Origin of the sequence: Clostridium sp. KLE 1755 (assembly GCF_000466465.2) — a bacterium.
Taxonomy (GTDB): domain Bacteria; phylum Bacillota; class Clostridia; order Lachnospirales; family Lachnospiraceae; genus Eisenbergiella; species Eisenbergiella porci.
The window spans coordinates 1-24,180 of sequence record NZ_KE992695.1 but is presented as its reverse complement, the minus strand read 5'-3'; the positions used below and the strand labels follow the sequence as shown (position 1 = coordinate 24,180).

Genomic DNA, 24,180 nt, shown 5'->3' with positions numbered 1-24,180 from the left:
GCTAAAATAATGCATTCTCAGCACTGTATTTTCTGGTTATCCGATTGGCTGCCAGCACCAGGACAAAGCCCACCAGTGACTGATATACACATGCCGCAGACGACATGCTGATATCTCCCAGTTCAATCAACCCGCGATACACATAAGTGTCAATCGTATTTGTTGCGTTAATCAAGGCTCCGGAATTCATCGGCACCTGATAAAACAGGCCGAAATCCGAATAAAAGATTCTTCCGATACTCATAAGGGTCAATGTAATTACCGTTGATTTTAAAAGCGGCAGCGTGATAAAACGGATTTTGCTCCATCTGGTTGCGCCGTCGATTTCTGCGGCCTCATACATTTCCTGGTCGATTCCCAGTATCGCCGCCAGATATATGATGGAAGAATACCCCGCGCCTTTCCAGCAGTTGATAAAAATCAAAATCCCGGGCCAGTATTTGGGCTCCGTATAAAAGGAAATTGCCTCCCTGCCCGACGCAGTAAGGCTTCCGTTAATAAATCCGGTTCGGCCGCTAAAAAACGCATAGGTCAGATAGCTGATGATGATGATGGAAATTAACGACGGAATCAGCACACAGGACTGAAAAAGCTTCACCTTGGTCTTACTGCGTAACTCACTCAAAAGAATTGCAATTAAAATTGCCGCGAATGTATTTACAATAATAAACGCCGTATTATACAGAAGTGTATTCCTGGTAACCAGCAATGCATCCGGCGCCTTGAAAAGATATTCAAAATTGGAAAAGCCTGCCCAGTCGCTTTTCAGAATACCTTTTGAAAAATTTAAATTTTTAAATGCGATGACAATACCGAACATCGGAATATAATTGTTAATCAGCAGATATACAAATCCCGGCAATACCATAATATAAAGTGGCAATGCCTTACGGAAAAGTTTTATTTTTTTACCGTTCATATTCACTTTTTCCTCCAAAGCCCCTGCAGCGGCAGTCCTTATCAAATTTTTCTTCCTTCCTGCAATATGCAGCGCCTCCTGACATCAAATACCGCCCTAAAGAATAAGCGGTCAACCGATAACGATATCAACCGACCGCTTATAAGCATTATTGTTTACTTTTGTTCTGCCAGCCAGGCGTCCGCCTGTGCCTGCATTTCAGAAATAACATTGTCAATTCCCGCCGCTTTTAGTTCTTCATTAAAGGCTGGCAGGGATTCTGCCGGATCCGCATCCCCGTTTTCAATAATCGCCTTGTATTTTCCCTTAACATTGCTGATTGCCGTAATCTCATTCTTCACCTTGGATGTATCAAAGATAAAGCCATACAGCGGGGATAATTTTGCCGTGTCGTTAAACTCGGTATATTTTGCAAACACATCCTCCGGGTCGGTCTCCCATGCATATCCGATGGATGCATTCCCGGAAAACCACATTTCATTGCCCCAGCCTACATTGTCCCCGGTAACGCCTTCCGGATAACCGGCAATTCCTTTGGCCTCGTCCTTCACTACATAATCCTTGCCTTCTATCCCGTAACGGAACAGATTCTGGAAATCCGAATTGGTATACAAAAGATTCAGCACTGCCAGCGCTTTCTCAGGATGTTCACACTGCCCTGCAATTACCCATTCAATAAAGTTTACAGATTCGGTGGAAAGTGATTTTTCCGTAATCGGGATAGCGGTAATCTCCAGTCCTGTATTCATCGTTTCCTGCGTTACAATGCCGGGATGATAATTTCCGAAATAACCAAAGGCATTGCCTGCTTTCAGAATATCCTGCCTCGGTGTGGTATTTGTTGTGGAATCCGGCATAAAATAACCTTTTTTATTCCACTCATAAGCGGCTTCCGCCATTTTCTTATACTGTTCCGTATCGTAGGTATTAATGATAGTCACGCCATCTGAAGGATCATCCTTCATATCCACGCCTACGCCTGCCGCAATTTCATCAAACTGACCTTTTACATAATTCAAAAAGCAGCCGCTGGTTAAATCGGACGGAATCAAAGGATACATACCCGGATGCAGCTTCTGTACCTGGCTCAATACCTTCTCCACATCGTCCATTGTCTTAATATCTTCTTCCTTAATACCGGTTTCGTCCAGGATATCCTTCCTGCATACCAGGCCCGCCTGTGCCGCCATATCCCTATAGCTGGGAAGTCCATACAGCGCGCCGTCAAAATAGCAGGCATCTATGTAACGTTCCATCGCCTGGTAGGCTTCCGGCGCATAAGTCTTAATCATGTCCGAAACATCATACAGCTGTCCTCTCTGTCCTTCTTCCCTGATACCATCACTTTGCATGAAAATATCCATCTTTTCCCCGCTGGACAGCATCAGGTTAATCTGATCCCCATAAGCTCCCCATTCAATAATCTGCAGCTTTACTTTCGCATCAGCCACCGGGGCGATAATTTCGTTCATTGCATCCTCTACCTCCTGCATGCTGGCAGGAGAAGCATTGGAACCAGGCCATATCATAAGGATTTCTGCCATATCCCCGTCTTTTAAAACAGAGTCAGCCGCATCAGCCGCTTCCGCCGTTCCTGTTTCATTTCCCGTTTCATTCCCTGTTTCGGCAGCCGGCTTGTCGCTTCCGCCCCCTGATGAAGAATTTCCGCAGCCCGACAGCGTCGATACTATCATGGAAGCTGCCAATAACAATGTAATTAACTTCTTTTTCATATACTTCCTCCTAATTTTAAAATGGTAACGGCCGTTCTTGTTCTGATATCCTTATCATACGTTCTGCACCTTCATTCTTCAATTTCAATACCGATGCATTCCATAACAAAACCGACTTTTTATAAAGAAAAAGAGCATCTGCACCAGCCGCAGTGCGGCCGCAGATGCTCCTTTTCCCATCAATCCCTTTCATGTCTGACACGATATTCACTTGGCGTCTGGGATGTCAGTTTCTTGAAAATCTTGGCAAAATAGGCCGGAGAGTCATAGCCGGTCTGAGCGCTGATCTCCGCCATAGAAAGATTTGTTTCCCGCAGCAGTTTCTTCGCCATGATAATTCTGTACCTCTGTATGTATTCCATTAAAGTATAGCCGGTGCATTTTTTAAATTCCCGGTTAATATAATCCCCGTTCAGATGGACCAGGGACTCGATATTCCTGCGTGTGATAATTTCGTTATAATGCTCCTCCAAATAGCCTCTGACCTGCCTGATGGGATCTGACATTTCACTGTCTTTTTCATTCGGCGTTTTCATGGATACGGCCATATTTTCTTCCACCCGTTCAATCGCTGAGCTTATCACCTTCTCCAGCTCTTCAAAGGAAACAGGCTTGAGCAGGTATTGATAGACCCCAAGGGAAATCGCGCTTCTTGCATAATTAAAATCAGGAAAGCCAGTCAGGATTATGCAGATAATTTCCGGATAAGCATCCTGCATCCACTGTATCAGTTCAAGGCCGCTCTCTCCCGGCATTTCAATATCGCAAATCATGATATCAATCGCAGACGACGCCAGGATATCCCTTGCTTCATCCGCATTATAAGCCACAAAAACCTTCTGTATCCCTTTCTTTTTCCAGTCTATGGCTTTCTCCATGATCTGGATCATAGTAACCTCATCATCTACCAGAAGCAGTTTCATACTCTGAGTCCCCCTTCGATATCATCAGCGGAAGCAGCAGGGTTACCACCGTATTGCCCGGTACGCTCTCTATCTGCATTTGCGCTGTCTGCCCGTAAAATACCCGGATTCTTTCCTTCACATTCTGGATTCCTATATGCTCTCCTCCTGCTTCAATGGATTCATTCCGCTCTATTTTTTCCAGGATATCCTTTTTAAAACCGATTCCATTATCCCTGACCGTAATCTTCATCTTCTCTGTTTCCACAGCCTCCACCGTCACTTCTACCTGCAGCAGCGGAACACGCATAATATTATGCTTCAAACTGTTCTCGAAAAATGTCTGTATGAGAAGAGGCAGCACCGCCTGTTCTTCCAGTCCCGGTTCCACCGATATCCGGGCCTCAAACCGATCCTGATAGCGATATCTTTGGATTTCCACATAACTGCTGAGACATTTTAATTCCTCCTGCAGCAGGACAAATGTCCCCTTCCTGCCAAGCAGATAGCGAAAATAGCTCCCGCAGGCAAGCGCCAGTTTCTGGATGGAAAGGCAATCCTTCATCTGCGCCATACCATAGAACAGATTCAGTATATTCGTATAAAAATGCGGCTGTATCTGTATTCTCAGGTAATTGCTGTTGATTCTCTGCCGCTCCAGCTCCGTTTCATAAACCTGAATTTTCAGATGTGCAATCTGATCCGCCATGTTATTGAAGGTACGGTACAGATTCGCAATCTGGGAATTATCATGTACCACAGGAAGCCTGGTATCCATATCCCCGCCGCTGTAATTTTCCATTGCCGCCCGCAGCCTTTCCAACGGTTCAAATACGTCCCTGGTCTGCCTCCCCAAGACCAGAAATATCAGAAGCGACGCAAACAGCATAGCTCCCATTAAAATGAGCACTCCCGTGCCTTTATTGCTGTAGAGCCTGCCGCTGCCTATGGTCACACGGATACCGGCATCGGTATACTCCAGAAAACGGTCATAGGAAACTGTCATCCCCTTGTAAGGCTCTCCCATGTGCGCAACCGTATTTCCCGCGCGATCCACCATTTCCAGGACCCAGTTTTCTTCCTGATCATATAAGCCTTCCAGAATATGCCCCGCAGGATACAGGCTGCCGATATACCCGTTTTCCATATGGTAAATTTTCAGCAGATACGGCGTATCCTGCACATAAAGGACACTCCATTTGTCCTTGCTGGCTATTGTATTATGCGCAATATAATCGAAAACATTTTCTTTGATCCCCTGCGATTTCAGATAGGAAGTATTCTTTTCATCCACTGAAAAATATATGTTTCTATCCGGGACATATACAAAGGTCACAAGTTCATATCCCTGCCTGGCATTCATATCCGCAATCTGTGAACGAAGCTGCAGCTTTGCGGTTTCCACAGTCAGTTTATCCTCAGAATTGCACAGCTGGCTGTACAATGCCCCGGTTTCCGCACTAATAAAACTTAACATCATCCGCGATGTTTCATTCAGCTTGTTCTCCCAGAAGACTCCGTAGCTGTCAATGGTATCTTCAAACAGCTCCTGCGCCCGCTGCCCGTCCTTATGTATCAATAACAGGCTGCTTATCTCAATAATTAAAATGGCGCCGGTCATAACCGCCCCCATTGACCAAAGCACCTTTTTAAAAATTGATTTTTTGCCATTTTCCCCCATGTTTATCCCCTTCATTCCAGTCTCTTCCTTTACGCCTGCCGCAGCAAAACTTCAAGATACAAAAAAGAACCATCCTGTCGTAGATGCACATATACGGGTATCTGCGCGCCGTCCAACCAGGGACTTAAATCCCTGTACGCAATCATACGAAAAGATGGTTCCATGGGTTAATTTTAGAACAATGCAAAAATAAAATCAATGGATAACTGTTCAGTACCCTCAAAGTTACATCAAAGGTACTTCTAATCCAACAGCGCCCTCTCCACACTCCAGTAAAAATTATTCTCACCGATCATATCATAGATACCGGAGCGTTTCAGCATCATCATAGTGCTGTTAGGAACTCCGCATAAAAAGATTTTCTTCCCCTGTTTCTGCAGCTCGGCCAGCACCTGCATAAAAGTAATGGCGCCTGAGATATCCATATAGGAAACCCCTCGCATGGACAGCAGGACGGTATCAAACTCCTGCATTTTTACAAGGATTTCCTCAATATTCTGCGTGTTCGCAAAAATTATGGTTCCCGTCAGGTAAGCGACCGCAGCATTTTCATACTTCTTATTCAGCCTCTCGTCCGCATTTTTGATACGGCTCATATCCACTTTCTCATAATTGATTTCTATATGGGACAAACGGCTGACCAGAAGAACCAGCCCGGTTACCACACCCAGCAGAATCGCCGTGGTCAGATCAAATAAAATGGTCGCCGCCATGGTAATCAGGTATTTGGCTGCGGCCCCCTTGAAATGATGGGAAAAAATATACCTGATTTCCTTCCAGTCATTCATGCGGAAGGCGGTCACCATCAGAACCCCCGCAAGGGCGGACAGGGGAATCCTTGCCATCACAGGCCCCAGGATAAACATAAAAACAAGAAGCCCCAGCGCATGGAATATCCCGGTCAGCCTTGTGCGCGCCCCGGATTTCAGCGCAACGCTCGTCCTGGCAATGGCCGCAGTTGCGGGAATCCCCCCGAAAAAGGGCAGGATAATATTTCCGATGCCCTGCGCCACCAGCTCCTGATCGCTGTTCAACCTGACATTTGCCATTTTTCCGGCGCTGGCCCCGCACAGCAGGCTTTCAATCATCCCCAGCATGGCAATACTCACCGCCGGGCCGAAAAGCCCTTTGATATCCTGGAAATTCAGCGCCGCAATATCCAGACGGTCCTCCAGGAAAAGCGTTTTGGGAATGGCGCCCACCGTTTCCACATCCAGTTTCGTTACAACAGAAATCACTGTGGCAATAATAATGCTCAGAAAGGAAGCCGGCACCACCGCGTTCCATTTCTTCGGAAAAAACACCATAAATAATACAACAAACATTCCCAGCAAAACAGCCTGCAAATTCACCGGAAAACCCAGGCGCCCATAGCTGAAAAGCTTTTGCACCGCGCTGGATCCTTCCGATGCAACGCCAAAAAAATTATCAATCTGCCCCATCGCAATAATCACTGCAATACCGGATGTAAATCCCGTAATAACAGGCGCCGGGATAAAGCTTGTCAGCCTGCCGATATGGAAAATACCGCAAAGCACAAGCAGGACACCCGCAATGAGCGTGGCCGCAAAAACACCCTGCAAGCCATATCCCGCAATAACGGACATCAATATGGCTGCCATTGCTCCCGTAGGGCCGGATATCTGATAAAACCCGCCCGAAAACGCACCGATCACCAGGCCGGCAATAATGGCCGTAACCAGCCCGGCCGCCGCCGTCGCACCGCTGCTTACACCGAAGGCCAGCGCCAGCGGAAGCGCCACCGCCGCAACCGTCAGCCCGGCCATGAGATCCTTTATAAGATCGGCCCCGCTGTAGTTCTTAAACTCTTTTTTTAGCTGCTGCACATAATTCCTGATTAACATAACACACTATCTCCCCTTAATATAAAAAAGTCCGGCGCAGGACCTGCCTCTGTAATCGTGGTTTCCCTTGCAGGCCGGCGCGCAGAACTTAATTATAGGATTTCTATGATATTGCGTCAATATGAAATCAGGGGAGACATGAAAACTACAAAATCATGGACTATATGAAATTAAGGCAGACACACGAAATCAGGAGGGTAAAATCAAGGAAAAAGTCCTCCAGCCCTCATAACCCTGGCCGATTCTCCCTCTGCGGCCACGCAAAGAGCCGCCTGCGTCCGATACTTTACTGATATCAGACACAGACGGCTCTGTTTTTTTCAGAGGAAGCTTATAGTTATTGCCTGAGCTCCACAGGAGCGCTTACGCCTGGCAGCCTCTGTTACTTACTATAGCTTACTGTTACTTATTCTTACTCTCATAAAATGCATTAAACTGTTTCTGATACTCCTCCAGGAAACGGTCGATTCCCGCCTCATCCAGTTTCTTAAGCGCCTCATCAATTGCTTCATCATATTCCACCAGGCCATTGGTTATAGGATTGAAGTACTCCTGCTCAACCGCCTGCATCTGTGCGTACTCGGTCTGTACCGGCGTCATATCAAAGGAAAAGCCCAAATCCTTCTGAGGGATACAGCCAATGCTCATGTTTAAACAAATTACATCAGTCCAGCGTACCGGCCAATACCGACCAAATACAATCTGCCATTTGATAGTATCCCTGCGCCTGTGGATGAACACCTTCCACAGGCAAATACTCCTTTTGCACAGCCCTTGGATTCACCGGAGTCTCTACTGCCCCAAAGTTATATTCACTGTCGTGCGTTGCCGCGACAGGAATAAAATACAGATTATTGCAGCCATGAAGCATATCAGACATCATAATCTGCAAGTTCATTACCTTTTTATCCTCTTCATATTTAAAAAGTCCCGCCTGGGAAGCATAGCCGTCAGAATCCTGCTGGGTTCCTATTCCATCCTGGTTTCCCCTGTATAACGTATTCACCACATAAACAGGCATATTTGGTTCCTCTGCCCTGAAATTATCAACGAGCAGCTTGATACAGCCTGCGTTCTTCTCATTATCCAGGGCAATCCCGTTGGTTCCCAAATAAATAAGGAGACAATCCGGCATATCATTCAGATATTTTCCCTGCGTACGGATATAGTAGGAGTAACTGAACTGTTTTTTTACCGGATCAAAAAATGGATTCCCTGTACCGTCAACTTCAGGATTCCCCACATACCTGGTTTCGAAAGTGTATAGACTGTCATCGGTATACCACCGGGCGGAGGCTCCGGAACGTCCTTCATGGCAGCAGCTCCATTTGCTGCCCTGGGAATCAGCTGCAAAATAAGGCCCCCTGGTGCCGACAAAGGAAATTTTCCCATGGGAAAGCCCCATTACCTCCGGCTCCCACAGTTTATTATTCGTCAGGCTGTCGCCGATTGGCAGTATGCTGTACTTCCGCACTATCGTATTTTTCACAATATGAAGCACAGCTTCTTTTCTGCAAAGACAGACTAACCGGTCGTCATATATTTCAAATGTTAATGAATAGTCGCCAAGCAAAGCATCCGTACCCGTTACTGAAAATTTACGTTTTAATGCCTTTCCCACCCTGCAGTCCCATTTCACGTGATATTGCTCTGCCTGCAGGCAAATCTGACGATTATACAATTCAATTGTTCTCCCGGATGCACAGTATACATCTTCGGGTAAATAAACATCAAGCTGGCACATTATAAACCCGGTATCCAAAAGGAAGTCCTTTCTACCAAAGCTTCCGGTTTTCCATCCATTTCACACACCAGTGTGATCACCATGTCTTCATCCCAGGTATCCGGAATCCCATATATGAAAAGCCTTCCATCCTCAGACTGCGTAAATTTCAGCTTTTCTTTGGTTTTTAATACATATATATCTGTAACAGGGTTTTTTATTTCGGCAATGCAGATTTCCCTTAACTTTTTATGTACATGGATATATACACGATTATCCTTTACTGTTAATGTGGAAGAAGTTCCCCAGGAAAACGGTGATTTCTGCGAACCATATATGGACTCCCCGTTTGCTTCCATCCATTTTCCAACCTTATGCAAAATCGTGCGGGCTTCTTCCGGTATGGAACCATCTCCCCTGGGCCCTATGTTCAGCAAAAGATTTCCTCCATCCTTTGCCACCTCCGTAAGCAGTAAAATCACATCTCTGGCTGACTTGTAATTATCATCGCCTTCATGGTAGCCCCAGTTATCATTCAGCGTCATACATGCTTCCCATGGCTTTCCATCCTTTGCCGGCACTATTGCCTGTTCGCAGCAGGTAAAATCAAAAGGCTCCCCATTCCTGTTGCTGATTAGAATATCCGGCTGGTATTTCTTTATCATTTTATTTACTTCCGCTCCCTCAAGGGGCTGAGGAAGGCAGCCGTCATACCAGAACAAATCCAGCTTCCCATAACCGGTAATAAGCTCCCTTATCTGGCTGGTATAAAAATCTACAAACCGTTTTCTCGCTTCTTCATCCTTCCATACATGGGGCCAATCCCGCAGATATGCACCGGGATAATCAGGATGGCTCCAATCCGCAGGGGAATAATATACTCCTGCTTTCAGGCCTTCGCCTCTTACCGCTTCCACAAATTCCTTTAACAGGTCTCTGTGCGGTCCCAGCTTCATGGAATTAAACTCTGTTGTCTTTGTATCCCACAGGCAATATCCGTCATGATGCTTTGACGTAAGAACCATGTATTTCATTCCGGCTTCTTTTGCAGCCTTTGCCCATTCCTTCGGATTGTAATTCTCCGCTTTAAACTGTGCACCATACAAATCCGCATATTCCTTCTGAGGAATCCGTTCTCTGTTGCGGACCCATTCTCCCCGTCCGCACACAGAATAGATCCCCCAATGGATAAACATTCCGAATCTTGCATCCGAAAACCATTTTTTTCCGTCTTCCATATGAACTCCTTTTTTATATCTAATGAAATTAACCCCTTATCCTTTTACAGAACCGATCATAACGCCTTTTACAAAATATTTCTGTATAAACGGATACAGGATAAGAATTGGAATCATACTTACCACAATCAGCGCATATTTAATTACGGCCGCCATTCTTGCAATCTGATTCTGCAGCTCCGGATCGGCAACGGTAGAAGGATCAATCTGGCTCGCCATCAATATTTCTTTCAGATAAATGGTCAGAGGGTAGAGCTCCTTATCGTTCAGGTAAATCATTGCATTAAAATAAGAATTCCAGTGGCTCACTCCGTAAAAAAGCACCAAAACCGCAATTACTGCTTTAGACAGCGGCAAAACAATACTCGCAAAAAAACGGATATCACTGCAGCCATCCATCTGCGCCGCTTCCAGAAGCTCAGTGGGAATATTAGATTCGATAAAGGTCCGTGCAATAATCAGATTATATACTCCCAGGGCGCCCGGAATGAGCATCGCCCATATGGTATTTAGAATATGAAGGGATCTTACCAGCATATATCCTGTAATCATTCCTCCGCTGAAAAACATTGTGAAGGTAAAGAAAAGCATAATGCCGTTTCTACCCGGCAGATCCGGCCTGGCAAGGCTGTAGGCCGCAATCATTGTAACCAAAATATTGATTAGGGTACCCGCAATCGTATAAAAAAGGGAATTTCTGAAGCCAATCCACACACTCGGGGTATGGAATACGGCTTTGTAGCCCTCCAGGCTGAAATCTACGGGCCACAAAATAACCCTCCCAGCTTCTACTGCGGAGCCTGAGGAAAAAGAAGCCGATACTACATAAATACAGGGATACAGAACTATAATAAAAAAGGCTGTTAAAAGAAATCCTGTAATAATGTAAAATATTTTATCATTTATACTATAACTTCTGAACTTTTTCATGTTTACTCCCATCTGTTCACAATATGTGTTGAACGGCCTTTAGAATATTCTGTTGCCGCTTACTTTTTTGCTGATAGTATTGGCAGCTATGAGCAGAATAAAGTTAATAACGGAATTGAACATACTGATGGCTGTGGACAGTGAAAAATCATTAATTCCGCTGGCCAGGCCAACCTTGTACACATAAGTAGATATGATTTCACTATAGTTCATATTAAGGCTGTTCTGCATCAGCAATACCTTTTCAAATCCTACATTCATAATATTTCCAATTGCCAGAATCAACATGATGCTAACCGTGGGAAGTATACTCGGGAAATCTATATAACGGACCAGCTGGAATCTGCTTGCCCCATCAATTCTTCCCGCTTCATGCAGCGACGGGTCTACCCCGGCCAATGCCGCTATGTATATTATGGAACTGTAGCCGGTCCCCTGCCATACCCCTGACCATACATACAGGTGCTTAAAATACTCACCGTCCGCAAGCAGGTTAGGCGCGCTGCTTCCTGTAAAAAATGTATAAAGGCTTCCGAACATTCCGGTCCTGTTATTTAAGAGCTGAAAAATCAGGCCAACCATAACAACCGTGGAAATAAAATGAGGGATATAGGTAGTTGTCTGAATAACTTTTTTATACCGCCTCATAGGGAATGCATTTAAAAGCAGGGCAAAAATAATGGCAATGGGAAAAGTCAGAAGGCTGTATAAAGATATGGTCAGCGTATTCTTAAGAACCATACCAAATTTATAAGAAGAAATAAATTTTTCAAAGTTAGCCAGCCCAACCCAGGGGCTTCCGAATATTCCCTTGGAAAAGTCATACTTTTTGAACGCAATTACCAGACCGCCCATAGGAACATATGCAAACACAATAATATAGATAAGCGGAATCAGTAAAAGAAGATACAGCTGCCAGCGTTTCTGGATTTTTTTCCAGACTGTCCTTTGTTTATTACTCATTCCTTTACCTGTTGTCGCTACATTACTCATTGAGATACCGCCTTTAAAGTAAAAATTAGGGAAGGGCTGCTGCCGTAATCCGGAATATTATAGCACCGGTAAACAGCAGCCCCTTTGATTAGTTTCCTTTTTTATATGGAACAGTCTTACTGATTCAGCCTGTCAAATGCTGCCTGTGTACACTCAACATATTCCTGCAGTCCCATATTGTTAAGTTCCTCCAGATACTGATCCCAGTCCTCCAGGCTTCTGGCTCCGGTTACAAACTCGGCAACACTCTGTTTCACAAAATCAGGAATGTTTGTTGCGGCCTCTGTAATTCTTTCTGTCTCTTCCAGTGTATATTTATAGCCTGACAATACATGTTCCGGATGTGCCGACTGATACTTGAGATAATTCTGTGCTTTCAGCTGTTCTGTTTTCAGTTCCGGATTATAGTCCTCTGTTCCCAGCGCCACACCATCGGTAAAGGTCAGGGATGCATAACGGGGACCGATGTTATGCCAGCTCTTATTACTATTCTGGGCCCACAAATTGCTCAGATCCACAGCAGTTACTTTATCAAAAATTCCCATTTCAATATAAGGTGTGGTGTATTTAGACAATACGTCGTCCTCCATGCTCCAGTCCACGCCTTCTTCTCCATAACGGGCTGTCATGCTGATATCCTGGCGGAAAAATAGATCGCCCATTTTTACTGCCAGTTCCGGGTTTTTACAGGATGAAGTAATATACCATGTAGGTTCCGAGTTATAAGGAGTGTAAGGAGTATATGCAATTCCATCAGGCCCCTGAAGCGGGCTGAGAAGCTCCATCTCCAGGAAATTGGGATTTGTATTTGCATCCGCCCAGTTGCTTGTACTGCCCGCAGAAACAACACCTACAAGATTCGCCGCTTCATTATTCAGCACTGCCTTAAACTGTGTTGAATCATCCGTAAAGATAGATGCTGATAAAAGCCCCTCAGAATACAGCCCGGCCATATACGCAAGACCCTTTTTCCATTCCTCCGTCGCATAAGGAGCAATGACCGTTTTTCCGTCCTCGGCTAAAGATAAGCCCCCATTATAAAAGATAAAGGAATTCATCAAAGCAACCGTTATATTTTCGCCGTATCCACCTGCTGCCAGTCCGTATACGCCTATTTCATCCTTAACACCGTTTCCATTGGGATCGTTATTTACAAAAGCCTTCAAGACTTCATGAAGTTCGTCTGTTGTTTCAGGCATATCCAATCCCAGATTATCCAGCCAGGCCTGATTTATATACATACGGTAAGGAGTCAGATTCCAGGACTGAGGCTCATACTTTGCCAGGGAATAAATATTCCCGTCCGCACTTGTAATTGTATCAAGAATAGCTTGTTTTTCTTCTTCCGGGATAGCATTAAAATTCGGTGCGGTTTCCGGATTGTCAAGATAATCATTCAAAGAGATAAAAGCGCCCTTGCTTCCGTAATCCAATATCAGTTCCTGAGGGATACCATAGGTGCAGAATACATCCGGAAGTTCATCTCCCCCGGAAACCATCAGGGAAATTTTTGTCTTCATCTCATTGCTGTCGGCAGGAAGCTGATAGATTTCGATATCCACTCCCATCTCCTCTTCCAGCTTTTTTGTCAGATAATTATCATCATAGTCGGTGATAAAGCTGTTTGCCTGAAGTGCAATTGTAATTTTTTCTTTTCCGCTTTCCTCCGATACCTGTACATCAGTTCCTGTAGTTCCTGCGGTTTCTGTTGTTTCTGCTGTTTTACCACAGCCTGCCGCACTCATTCCCAGAACGCATAATACCAGACCCATTGACAGGCTTTTTTTCCAGCTCTTTTTTAATCCACTGTAAATACTCTTCTTCATTACTTGTATTACCCCTTTACTTTTTATTTTTCATCCAGCCTGACGGTAAAAGCAATCTCACTGTCAGCAGGATATATTTTTGTTCGGTACAGGTTCCTTCCCCATTCCTTCTTCAGCTTTGTATCGGATAATTCAATCTCTTCTATTTCTGCCTTAACGTTACCGTCAAAATATAATTTTTCCAATTCCCCGATATAAAGAACATTGCCTTGCTGCCTGGGCTTCTCCACAGTCATCAGTGTTAAGAATACCTCTTTTGCATACGGTGAGAAATGATCGGCCACCCGTATCCATTTTCCTTTTTTAAACTCAACCGTACGTCTGTAGCCTGACACTGTTCCCGGCGGATAACATCCTGCCAGTTCCATATCTATTCTTACAGGATCCGTTTTCAGCGCTACATCCAATACATCCGCATGGTACTCTGCTCCGGCTTTCTGCATAATGTTACCAAATGTCAATACATTATGGTAAGCGGACTGCATGGTCCAGATATCATATCTTTCCGGAGAGAATGTCTTTCTGCTGTACGTTTCCACACCAATATCTATGAGAACCGGTTTTGCCTTTTTATAGTAAATAATACTTCCTGTATCATTATGGTTATGGCTGTCGTCATTGCCTCCTGCCTTTACTGCCAGAAAATTCTCCGCGTCCCGGGCAAGAAACAATCCCACGCTTTCATAATAAATATCAGGCTTGCTTATCTCACCTGATGCATCAAAGGCAAGGATTTCGTCACTGGTAAAAACGCTCTGCAGAAAATAAAACAAATTTTCCGACTGCCTTGGCAGGACTGTATTTTTATTTTCTCTGAAATCCTTAGCTGCAAAACGCATCATATTTTCATTGCCTACTCTTTTGGCAAACAGATATTCCCTCGCGCCCGCCCGCTCACAGGCAGGGGCACAATCCGCGAAATTAGCATAGTACTCCTCTGCTATATGGACATTTAATATGTACGGGGCCATATTTTTAACCTTGTTTTCGCGATATATGTCTGTCAGCGCATCATCCGTTACGAAATTCATAACCTCCAGCGCATTAAACAGGCACAAACCCGCCACACGGTAATAGCTGGCGCCTTCATTACAGCAGCCGTCCTCCCCATAGGTATCCAGAAAGATATCCAGGCTCCTTGCCGCCTGCTCCAGGATTTGCCTCCTTATATCCTGCGTCAGATCCTCATCGGAAAGCAAAGCAATCAGGGTATTCTGCGTACACCAGGCTGTCCAGTTATTTACCTTCTGCCCCGGTTTTCCTTTCCAGAAAAAATCACGGTTCAGATAAGGAACCAGGATACGCTGCTTTATCTCATAACGGATACGTTCACAGATAAATGGGCTGATTCCATCCAGTTCCTCCCTTAAAAGGTAGGCAGCCATAGAAAGTCCGGCGGCAGTTTCACAGGCAAACAGATCCATAACCGGATTGGCTATATCCGGAAGCTTGTAGTGAACTCCTGTACTATAATGGTTGTGCGCAGGCAGCTGCCAGCCGCTTTCTTCACAAATGGCAAAAATGCCATCGGTTATTTTGCTTAAAAATCTCTTCTTTCCCTCCATACACTCTGCCATTACCAGAGCATACAGCATACGCCTTCTTTCAAAGTAACCGCTCTCATATCCGGCCCTGTCCCCGATATTACAGAATTCCATATAACCGGAAGCTGTTAATGCCGGATAATCTGTATTCAGGTAACCTTCCCCAAGAGAAATCCACTTTTTTCTTAGACACAGATTCAGGTTTTCCCAGCGTCCTCTGTCTGCTGCAGGTGAGTAAGGATAAAAAGTTTTAAATTCTCCTTCATATTTCCTTACTGATTCATAAATCAAAACATCTCCTCCTTCCCAAATCGGCAATAGATAACCGCTTTCCTTACCTGTCCATTTTTACATGATAATTATGATTATGAATAGTGCCACTTTCCTTAAATTACTCTCCATCCGCAAGAATCAGACCCTCTCATTTTTGTTTTTTATTCTCAAATCAGAATATTAAAAAGCCCCTATACCAGGCAAATTCAGCATTTCGCGCTTGTTTGAGTCTACTGCCGCGAAGCGAGCCTGATATAAGGGCCAATCTAATATTCTGACATATTGCAGCTGTAAAGCCGCGGTGCAGTGCCTGCATTTTAATGCTGGCAGGCACTTCTGTATGCCTTCGGGGATACCCCTGTATGCTTGTGAAAGGTTCGGTAAAATGTGTTAAGCGCCCCGAACCCTGTCAGTTCCGAAATTTTTTCATTGCTCAAATCCGTTTCTTCCAGATATTGCTTTGCCTTAACGATCCGAAGCCTCTCCAAATAGGAAGCGAATGTCTCACCGGTCTGTTCTTTCATAAACTGGCTTAAATATTTTTCAGAAATCTTCATTTCCCGGCTGACAGATGATGCCGTTATGGAAGAATCCATAAAATGCGATTCCATGTAATTGATTATATTCTGCCTTAATTCACTGTTCCTGCTTTTTTTCTTTTCTTCCATATAGCTGCAGACAGCAATGGAAGAATCCCTCAGCTTCCCAACCATTTCCGAAAGAGAATAGTTGCTCTGATATTCCGGCAGAATGTCTGCCTCTCCCGGATTCGTTACGAGATGCAGATACGCACTGTAAATTACATTTCTTACCGTATAAAAAATCTGCTGTTTCTGCAGCTCATACTGTACCGGCATTTTCTGGTAATATGCTTCCACCTTTGAAAACTGCTGCCCAATCATTTCCTTCTCACCGCATAAAATCAAATTATAAAGCTTATTTAAAAATTCCACATCAATTATGTTCTCTTTCGCAGAATTAATATTGATATTATACGCTTCCACAGAATTAACATCTTCACTGCAATAAGCCTGAATAACCTGCATTGCCTGATTATAGCAGACGTTGATATTCGATATGTCCGTTCCGATAGCGCTGATGCCCACATGGAAAACAATATTGCTGTTATCAGAAAGCGCTGTGATAATATTTTCGAACATCACTTTTATGCCGCTGACATTAGACGCATCTTCCGGATTCAGTGAAAATAAAAACAGTTCATCCCTAATCCCTGTATGTACGTTTGAAAAATCATTGGGGGAAGTTTCCTTCAGATATTCCATAATGCAAAGCAAAGTTATCTGGTACTGATTCAAGTCTTCAATCTTCATCCGGAGCAGCACCACACAAAAATATTCCATAGGCCTTTCAAAGCATTTTTTGAATTCTTCCCGCTCTTCCTGTGTATTTATTCCCCGCACAATAAGATTTTCCAGCATCAAAGCCCTGTTCTGCTGATTCAGATTCTCCATTTTGCTCTTATACTCGTTCTTATTCTGCGTAATATTCTTAAGAATACAGCGTAAGGCTTCATATTCATTCTGCCCCTTATCAGGCGCGCTGCCCTCCCCTGATAAGGTGGCAAATAAATTCCTTATGTTCGCATATTGCCTGTAACTGAAAAAAATGGTCAGACATAACACAATAAAAATTCCCAGGCAAATGTAAAACAGAATGATATACATAATATTTTTTGTCTGGTTTTCCACAATCGTTTCCGGGAAACCTATTGTTACCCGCCAACCGGCTTCCTGGGCCTCATAGGAACAGAGAAAATACCCCTCCCCATTAATCTGAACCCTTTCGTCCGGCGCATTATTCCAGGGCAGTATGCAATCAGTGCCATAACTTAATAATATCTCATCCTGCCCAACATCTTCGATCTGCACTACTCCCTCTGCCATGGCATCCTCTGCCAGCAATAACTGGATCAAGGTTTTGGGATCCAGAACATAGGTCATTATATAGGAAGCGCTGTCGGTATAATTGGATGTGCCCTTAATCATACAAATTATGGCATTACTGAGCTCCTTTTCCATTCCGTCAGCAATAAAATTAATTTTATCCACCTTATTAAAGGAATAAATCCCCGGTATCTCAAATAATTTCTGTTTAAGCTTCTCCGCAGTTTCCGCCCCTGAAATCTTTAAAAACTTCCCATAATATTCATTAAAATCAGAATCGGACTGGACCGGTGATATATAAATATTATTTTCTTTAAACAGCAGAAAACTGTACGTTGGAAAAGTATAGATGAGGCTGTCACCTTCCATCTTCCTTCTTGCATACTGCAGCCACAAATACTCATCCGGCTTTAACTCGCCCTTCTTCTTAATCAGCATATTAAAATGATAATCCTGCTTCATGCTTTTTGTCAGCAGAAACATCTTGGATATATTCTGATCAATTATATTGATTCCTTCCTTAAGCTTAAGCTGGTTCTTCTCAATAATCTGCTGTTTAACAATCTTATAGGAAACTTCCGCAACCGGTATACAGCAGGCCAGAATAATAATAAAGGCCACAAAATATTTAAGACAGTATTTTATAAATATATTTGTTAATTTCATGTTCTCCCCCTGCATACCACAGGCCTGCCTGCGATAATGCGACGGACAGTAGTCATAAAAGTACTTCCCGTCTTTTCTGCCACACCCGTCCTGACCAAAATTCTTATTTCCTGATAAAGATAATATCTCAGCTTTATTATTTACCCAAAGTTCCAATACACTTCTCATCAATATCAGAAGGATACGGAAACATTTTCAGAAATCATTATATCACAATCAGCCTTGCTGCATAGACAGTTTAGGTATCTTAGGCACGTTTTTCGGGAATATTGCCCTGCAGATATTATCAGAACCAGGCCTGCAGCACTACGCAGCCCATAAACAAAGCGTATAATCCAATCTGCCATTCTGCCGTGCAATACCAAGAATATTGGAAATCAGGCCAAAAAAGGAGAAGACTGGCCGGCAACATACTTTATTTTGCACTCTCGCACATCAGCTAAGCCTCCATAATCTCACGTACCATCTTTGCACTGACGCCGCAGATGGCCGAAATTTCTTCTTCCGTTTTCCCCTCTCCCGCCAGACGCATTATACTCTTAGTCAGGCTGATTCCCTTTCTAACCCCTTTCCTTACCCCCTTCCGCATTGCATTTTCCTCAATGGCCTCACTTAAATTACACATCTGCTTCAGCTCCTCTCCTATTTCCTGTTCCATCTCAACTCCATAATCCCTCAACAGCACTTCCTTTTTCCTGGCTGCATTCATCTTTGGGGAAAGCAGGGTATTCAGAAAACCGTGCAGTTCTCCTCCTTTCTCCTTGCTCTTTTCATTCAGGCAGATAATGATAACTGAAAGTTTATCATAATTCTTTTTCTTTTCCGGCATTGTCCCTATAATATCTCTTTTCCCAATCCAATACTCTGTCAGGGCGTTTCCTATATGTAATGGGGCATTCATACAGATCCATATGCTATATACCTTTTTCAGCTTCCCATATTCCGAGTCTGTAAATTCCCTGTCCAGCTGTTCCGAGAGCATTCTTGCGCCGTAAAATATTCCCCTGGTTACTATCCGATATTTCAGGTAGAATTTTTTCTGCGCCTCCACATTCATCAGGAGCTTTACCGTCTCCCTGCGGCCCTGTCCGGGGACATAAACACGGAATCTGATATCATAGGTTATGGTTCCTTCTCCGGGTATCCTGCTCTCTGTGCTGTCCCCGGTGATAAGAAGCTTCTCCTTCCCTGTTTCTCCAGGACGCAGCGCTGTCCCCTCAATCTCGATGTCAGGCTCAATCCAGCCGACGATTTCTTCCGGGGAGTACTCCCGGAATTCCTCAGAAGCACCCTTAAGAATACGTGCCAGAACCTGTCTGTTTCCCAGGATACGCTTTACATGCCCATCGTACTGGGCCTTCGCCCCGGCGGCATCCAGTGCCGCGCCAATTGCTGTCTTTCCCTTCATTCTTACCTCCCTGTGAAAGCAGGAATGCAGACAAAGACACTTCTGACATTATCTTCTGCAGTTCCTGCCGTTATAAAATGTGATTTGCGGCAGAAACTGCCAGAATGTGCGAACGCACTTAATACTAATAATAAGAATATAATTATGATACTTTACAGATGGTTAATTGTCAATAGTGAAGAACTTATTTGCTGCGGACAGTCTGCATACTGCCGCCCATGGGCCAGTTGTATCAGCTTTCTGCCTTTCTTCCTGTGCTGTCTCTGCTATTACCGTTCTTCCGTTTTCTTGTAATTCTTCCAGAATTCCCAGTATAAACGCATCAATATAACTGCGCAAAAAATGTGACAATTTAAGCTGTTAAAAATGAACTATCAGATTAAAATTAATGCATTTATCCTCACTCCATGCAAATAACCAGAGAAGAAAACCACAAACTCGTTTTTCTCTGGTTATTTTATGTCGTCTTTATAAACATCTTCCGAAGCACACTTAAGCCCTTATTACTCCGCTTATTTTAATGCACCCAGTTTCCGTTCCATTTCTTCCAGCATGTCACCGGTTATAATTTCCGGAGAATAATGATTCATAATACGCAGCGAGAATTCCCCGGCCATCGGATTCTCCTTCAGCATTTCTCTTATGTTTGGAATATGTTCTGTCAGTATTGCTTCACAGCCCTCTGACTGGAGCAAAAGCTTCACCGGAGTATCAATTCCTGCACCATTTACGGTCATCTCCAGCTCACTAGTATAATCCGCATAAAAATCGCCCCATATCTCCTTCAGCCAGCGTACACTATCCGTAAACCATTCTGCGACCACAGGATTTACCATACTGCGCTCTCCATTTGAAGTCAGAGGTTTAGCAAGAGACAGGCCATGAACTCCATTTCTGAAAATAAGCAGTTCGAATTCCACCCCATTTCTATTCAGTGCCTCCGCAAATTTCAGGCTGTTTTCCACTGGGACAATGATATCATTGCTTGTTGAGAAAATAAAAGCAGGAGGTGTCTCTGCCGTCACTTTTTCATCCAGACCGGGAATTTCTTTACAGATACCATCTCCCATGGAGGATAAAATTACCGGATAACCTAATATCATTGCGGTTGGCTTATCCTTTCCCATTGTCCCGAGCGCAGCCGCCAGATGACCGCCTGCAGAAAATCCTGCAATCGCAATCTTTTTGGCATCCACATGCAGTTCATCGCTATTTTCCTTCAGATATGCAAGGGCTGTACAGGCGTCCTCATAGGACTGAGAAAAAGGGACTTTCTCTCCAACGGAATACCTCAGTACAAACGCCTGGTATCCTTCGGCCATATAAGCCAGGGCTACCGGCTCCGCTTCCCTGTCAGAACACATAAAGTATCCGCCGCCCGGAAAAATCAGGACAGCCGGCCGGATTTGAGCATTTTTCAGTTCATTGCTTACATCATGGATATAGCCCGTTAATGTTACATTCTCTTTTTCAAAAGATTTCACGAAATACCTCATTATTTACACCTCTCATTTTTATTTATCCATCAATTTCAGCGGAAAATCCCCCATTCTTTTCACCTCAAACCCATTTTCCCTGAATTTCTCATAATCAAAAGCATTCAGCTCATCAATAGCCAGCTTGTGAAATTCATAGAAATTAGGCCACCACTCATATCCTGTGCCAAGCTCAGCCCCCAGATATGCATCTGCAATGTCCTTTCCCATTTGAGGCGCCACATAAAAAGCACCCATGGCAAGCACATTGACTCCATTTCCTGTTATTGCGCGAAGAGCTGCCGGAACACTCTCTACTACGCCGGCATGTACACCCGGACATTTGCTTGCGGCAATATGTATCCCCATTCCTGTGCCGCAGAATAAAAGTGCCCTTTCAAACTCTTTTTCGGTAATCATTGCCCCTGCCTTCAGCCCTATCCGATGAAACATTTCCGGATTTTCTTCATCGGCACTTTTTACCCCTATATCCGTTATTGTCCAGCCTTTTTTACGAAGATGCTCCACTACAGCTTCTTTCAGAGGAAAACCTGCAAAATCAGCACCTACCAGAATTTGTTTTTCTTTAACTGTCTTCATTTTATTTTCTCCAATCTGTCTGCCACTGCAAAACGCTTCACCGCACCTTCAGAATACTGCCTTCCGTAATCCCGGCTTCATTAAAAGCGTCCACACGCACATACAGGGGCTTTCCTTTCATCAACGCGCCGATTTCCCGTCTGCATTGCCCGTAAACAATACTGCTGTGATAAAGTTTATCCGGCGCATATCCCCATAACACGTTATAGCCTGTCGCTGCCGTATCCTTCCAGTCCACCGTGATATTCAGTTCTCCCATCTCCTGTACTGTGACTTCATCGGCTGCTTTCGGTCTTTGGCCCTGTCCTTTTCCAAATACACGCAGCCCGGAAATACAGGGAATCTGAGCATATGGCAGTTCCAGAATTGTCAGCCTCAGATATCTGACCTGCTTTCCTGTTTCCCAGACAAGAAAATCATGGGAAAGATCGGTATCCGCCTGCGATTTATCTGCAAGCATACTGAAATGAACACCGTCCTGTGAACCTTCCAGTATCCAGCGCAGCGGCTGTATCCTGGTATCAATAAAACGTATTTCCGACATATCCTGATGTGCACTTTCACCTTCAGGAAGCTGTACTTCAATTCCATCCTCCGCAAAATTGATCTGTACGGCATGTACGTCCTGCACCTTTTCCAGATCCAAGCAGACCTGCGAACCAGGCTGGTTATCAGCGGCCTTCCACCACGTCCTGATATCCTCATCGGTTATAAATTCCGCGCCCTTCCCGGAAGAAACACTCACCGGCTTACGGTAAGAAAGCAGCATCCATTCCGGCTGCTCCCAGGGGTGGCTATCCACACGAAGCGGCCAATCCCTATACCTTTGATCACAGTACAACTCTCCATCGGCATCAAAACCTGCCTTCCACAGGCCAAGCCTGCGTTCAAATTTATGATTGCGGCTGATACGCATAGAAGAAATATGCCAGAATCCCTCCCGGGTATCCTCCACAGTGGATCCATGTCCGGCTCCGGTAATAAAACCGGTCGGCTTATACGAATAGGGGTTGTTTTCAGCCACCTTAAACGGCCCCAGCGGGCTGTCACTAATATATACCGCATCCCCATATACATTATACTGTGTTCCCGGGAATGCATACTGCAGATAATAAATGCTATTGTGCTTTGTCATCCATGCCCCCTCCAGATAAGGAGCATTCCCCATATAAGCATAAAGAGTCTGTCTCATAGCCGCCAACTCTTCTTCGCTTGCATTTTCCTTACCCGGAATGGAATCGTACAGATTTTTTACATCCTCCTCTATCTGCTCCTGTGTTTTGGGAGTCTTATGATCGGCGCCGTTTCTTTCATAGCCCAGCTCCTCTTCTCTGGCCGCTATTAATTCTACCGGCTCCCCTTTAAGTTTCATAGTATCCCGATCCAGTTCCCCGCCATAAACAGGTGTTACATTGGAAGACCCCCAATACAGATACAGCCTGCCATCCTCATCCTCAAACAGGTTAGGATCCCAGAAGGGAAAGGAACCCTCCACCTTCTCAAAAGGCTCGCTTACAGTAATAAAAATAGCCTCCGATATAACGGATATCCGGTGCATAATCGTAGACAGGCATTTCGCCTACAAAAGGATGGAACTCCCATTCTGCCAGATCCCTGCTTGTAAAAAATCCGCCGGTTACGGATGGAAACAGATAATAGGTCCCATCCACCAAAATCAATGAGGGATCCGCCGCCTCTTTACTGGCATGAAAAATACCGGTCTGCTTTAAATTTCCAAAAAACTGATAGCGGTACTCCAGATTCATTGGGTTACAAATATATTTATTTGCCATATTTTTACTCCTTCTTTCCTGTATCTACGGTCAGCATAACTTCTGCTGCTTCGCATCCGTCTGCTGTAAATGTTACTTTTATCTTACCCGCTTCCTTTCCGGAACGGATTGCGGCCAGAAGATAGCCGTCATAGGTTTTCCATGAGCGAAAACGGTCACCGGAATCTCCGTTTTCCCCACAGGCGTCCCCTGCGGGTCTGTCAACTCTATGTACAAACGGGTTTTTAATTTCCGGCTTCCCTGGTTGGAGAAATAACAGTGAAACTAAAAAAAGATACAAGTCTGCCTTATTTCCTTCGGGCAGTTGCCCAATGTAAGGATGATGTTTATTTTAAAACCACACAAGGAGACGTGCTGAACCTGAAAAGTGAACTTTCCAAATATATATTTCTGGCAGCGGCGGCTTCTCAGACCGATTCCGTCCTCCCTCTGGGGTATATCGAATGCAGCAGCAGATACTGTATTTTATGATGACGGTGGCAAGAGCAGATTAATGTATTTAACTAATGTCAGGGGCAGTTCATACGATAAATGAAGCTGCCCCTTTTAATTTTATTATGGCAAACTCATCCGGAAACGTGTCTCTCTTTTATGATACGTTTCTTCACACTCCTATAGCCATACATCTGGAATGAAGCAATCATATCCTAAACTTCATAATACAATTAAGCAACGTTATAGAAAGCTCCTGAAACAAATCCTCATCA

19 protein-coding genes are annotated in these 24,180 nt (G+C 44.4%); 1 reads left to right on the top strand and 18 read right to left on the bottom strand.

Annotation, left to right across the window (positions count from 1 at the left end; translation table 11 throughout):
- Position 1: 1 nt before the first annotated feature.
- The 18 genes from HMPREF1548_RS11080 to HMPREF1548_RS30490 all read right to left on the bottom strand — a co-directional run bounded on the left by HMPREF1548_RS11080 (position 2) and on the right by HMPREF1548_RS30490 (position 23,473).
- Positions 2–919, bottom strand: coding sequence for an ABC transporter permease (locus HMPREF1548_RS11080; RefSeq protein WP_025488218.1), 918 nt, complete (start codon positions 917–919; stop codon positions 2–4).
- Between the two features lie 155 nt (positions 920–1,074).
- Entirely contained in the window at positions 1,075–2,652 is a 1,578-nt protein-coding gene (locus HMPREF1548_RS11075) for an ABC transporter substrate-binding protein (RefSeq protein ID WP_021636177.1), read from the bottom strand.
- Positions 2,653–2,831: 179 nt separating this feature from the next.
- Entirely contained in the window at positions 2,832–3,575 is a 744-nt protein-coding gene (locus HMPREF1548_RS11070) for a response regulator transcription factor (RefSeq protein WP_021636175.1), read from the bottom strand.
- A complete protein-coding gene (locus HMPREF1548_RS11065) occupies positions 3,553–5,250 on the bottom strand; it encodes a sensor histidine kinase (RefSeq protein ID WP_021636174.1) in 1,698 nt (565 codons plus the stop codon). The genes HMPREF1548_RS11070 and HMPREF1548_RS11065 overlap by 23 nt, the downstream gene beginning before the upstream one ends.
- A gap of 227 nt (positions 5,251–5,477) precedes the next feature.
- A complete protein-coding gene (locus tag HMPREF1548_RS11060; protein WP_021636173.1) occupies positions 5,478–7,100 on the bottom strand; it encodes a SulP family inorganic anion transporter in 1,623 nt (540 codons plus the stop codon).
- A 402-nt stretch (positions 7,101–7,502) separates the two neighbouring features.
- Positions 7,503–7,748: a DUF3502 domain-containing protein gene (locus tag HMPREF1548_RS11055; protein ID WP_021636172.1), complete on the bottom strand. Its 246-nt coding sequence runs from the start codon at positions 7,746–7,748 to the stop codon at positions 7,503–7,505.
- A 16-nt stretch (positions 7,749–7,764) separates the two neighbouring features.
- Positions 7,765–8,781 (bottom strand): hypothetical protein, encoded by a 1,017-nt coding sequence (locus HMPREF1548_RS11050; RefSeq protein WP_157065666.1) that lies wholly within the window; start codon positions 8,779–8,781, stop codon positions 7,765–7,767.
- A gap of 62 nt (positions 8,782–8,843) precedes the next feature.
- On the bottom strand, positions 8,844–10,061 hold the full coding sequence (locus HMPREF1548_RS11045) for an alpha-L-fucosidase (protein ID WP_021636170.1): 1,218 nt from the start codon (positions 10,059–10,061) through the stop codon (positions 8,844–8,846).
- A 36-nt stretch (positions 10,062–10,097) separates the two neighbouring features.
- Positions 10,098–10,832 carry a carbohydrate ABC transporter permease gene (locus tag HMPREF1548_RS11040; protein WP_270495995.1) on the bottom strand — a complete coding sequence of 245 codons (735 nt, stop codon included), beginning with the start codon at positions 10,830–10,832 and terminating at the stop codon, positions 10,098–10,100.
- A gap of 198 nt (positions 10,833–11,030) precedes the next feature.
- A complete protein-coding gene (locus tag HMPREF1548_RS11035) occupies positions 11,031–11,984 on the bottom strand; it encodes an ABC transporter permease (protein ID WP_021636168.1) in 954 nt (317 codons plus the stop codon).
- A 116-nt stretch (positions 11,985–12,100) separates the two neighbouring features.
- Complete coding sequence (locus tag HMPREF1548_RS11030; protein ID WP_021636167.1) at positions 12,101–13,810, bottom strand: type 2 periplasmic-binding domain-containing protein; 1,710 nt, start codon at positions 13,808–13,810, stop codon at positions 12,101–12,103.
- A gap of 23 nt (positions 13,811–13,833) precedes the next feature.
- The gene (locus HMPREF1548_RS11025; RefSeq protein ID WP_051358368.1) at positions 13,834–15,645 is read right to left on the bottom strand and encodes a heparinase II/III domain-containing protein; all 1,812 of its coding nucleotides are present in this window, start codon (positions 15,643–15,645) and stop codon (positions 13,834–13,836) included.
- A gap of 299 nt (positions 15,646–15,944) precedes the next feature.
- Complete coding sequence (locus tag HMPREF1548_RS11020) at positions 15,945–18,197, bottom strand: helix-turn-helix domain-containing protein (protein WP_162162440.1); 2,253 nt, start codon at positions 18,195–18,197, stop codon at positions 15,945–15,947.
- Positions 18,198–18,636: 439 nt separating this feature from the next.
- Entirely contained in the window at positions 18,637–19,605 is a 969-nt protein-coding gene (locus HMPREF1548_RS11015) for a hypothetical protein (protein ID WP_021636163.1), read from the bottom strand.
- 512 nt (positions 19,606–20,117) lie between these two features.
- A complete protein-coding gene (locus HMPREF1548_RS11010; protein WP_198168630.1) occupies positions 20,118–21,089 on the bottom strand; it encodes an alpha/beta hydrolase in 972 nt (323 codons plus the stop codon).
- 30 nt (positions 21,090–21,119) lie between these two features.
- On the bottom strand, positions 21,120–21,680 hold the full coding sequence (locus tag HMPREF1548_RS11005) for an RpiB/LacA/LacB family sugar-phosphate isomerase (protein WP_021636160.1): 561 nt from the start codon (positions 21,678–21,680) through the stop codon (positions 21,120–21,122).
- Between the two features lie 37 nt (positions 21,681–21,717).
- Positions 21,718–23,238, bottom strand: a complete 1,521-nt coding sequence (locus HMPREF1548_RS11000; RefSeq protein WP_021636159.1) for a family 43 glycosylhydrolase — start codon at positions 23,236–23,238, stop codon at positions 21,718–21,720.
- Positions 23,180–23,473 (bottom strand): hypothetical protein, encoded by a 294-nt coding sequence (locus HMPREF1548_RS30490; protein WP_021636158.1) that lies wholly within the window; start codon positions 23,471–23,473, stop codon positions 23,180–23,182. The genes HMPREF1548_RS11000 and HMPREF1548_RS30490 overlap by 59 nt, the downstream gene beginning before the upstream one ends.
- A 258-nt stretch (positions 23,474–23,731) precedes the next feature.
- Between HMPREF1548_RS30490 and HMPREF1548_RS29450 the strand changes: the two genes are divergently transcribed.
- On the top strand, positions 23,732–23,944 hold the full coding sequence (locus tag HMPREF1548_RS29450; protein WP_021636156.1) for a hypothetical protein: 213 nt from the start codon (positions 23,732–23,734) through the stop codon (positions 23,942–23,944).
- Positions 23,945–24,180 lie beyond the last annotated feature (236 nt).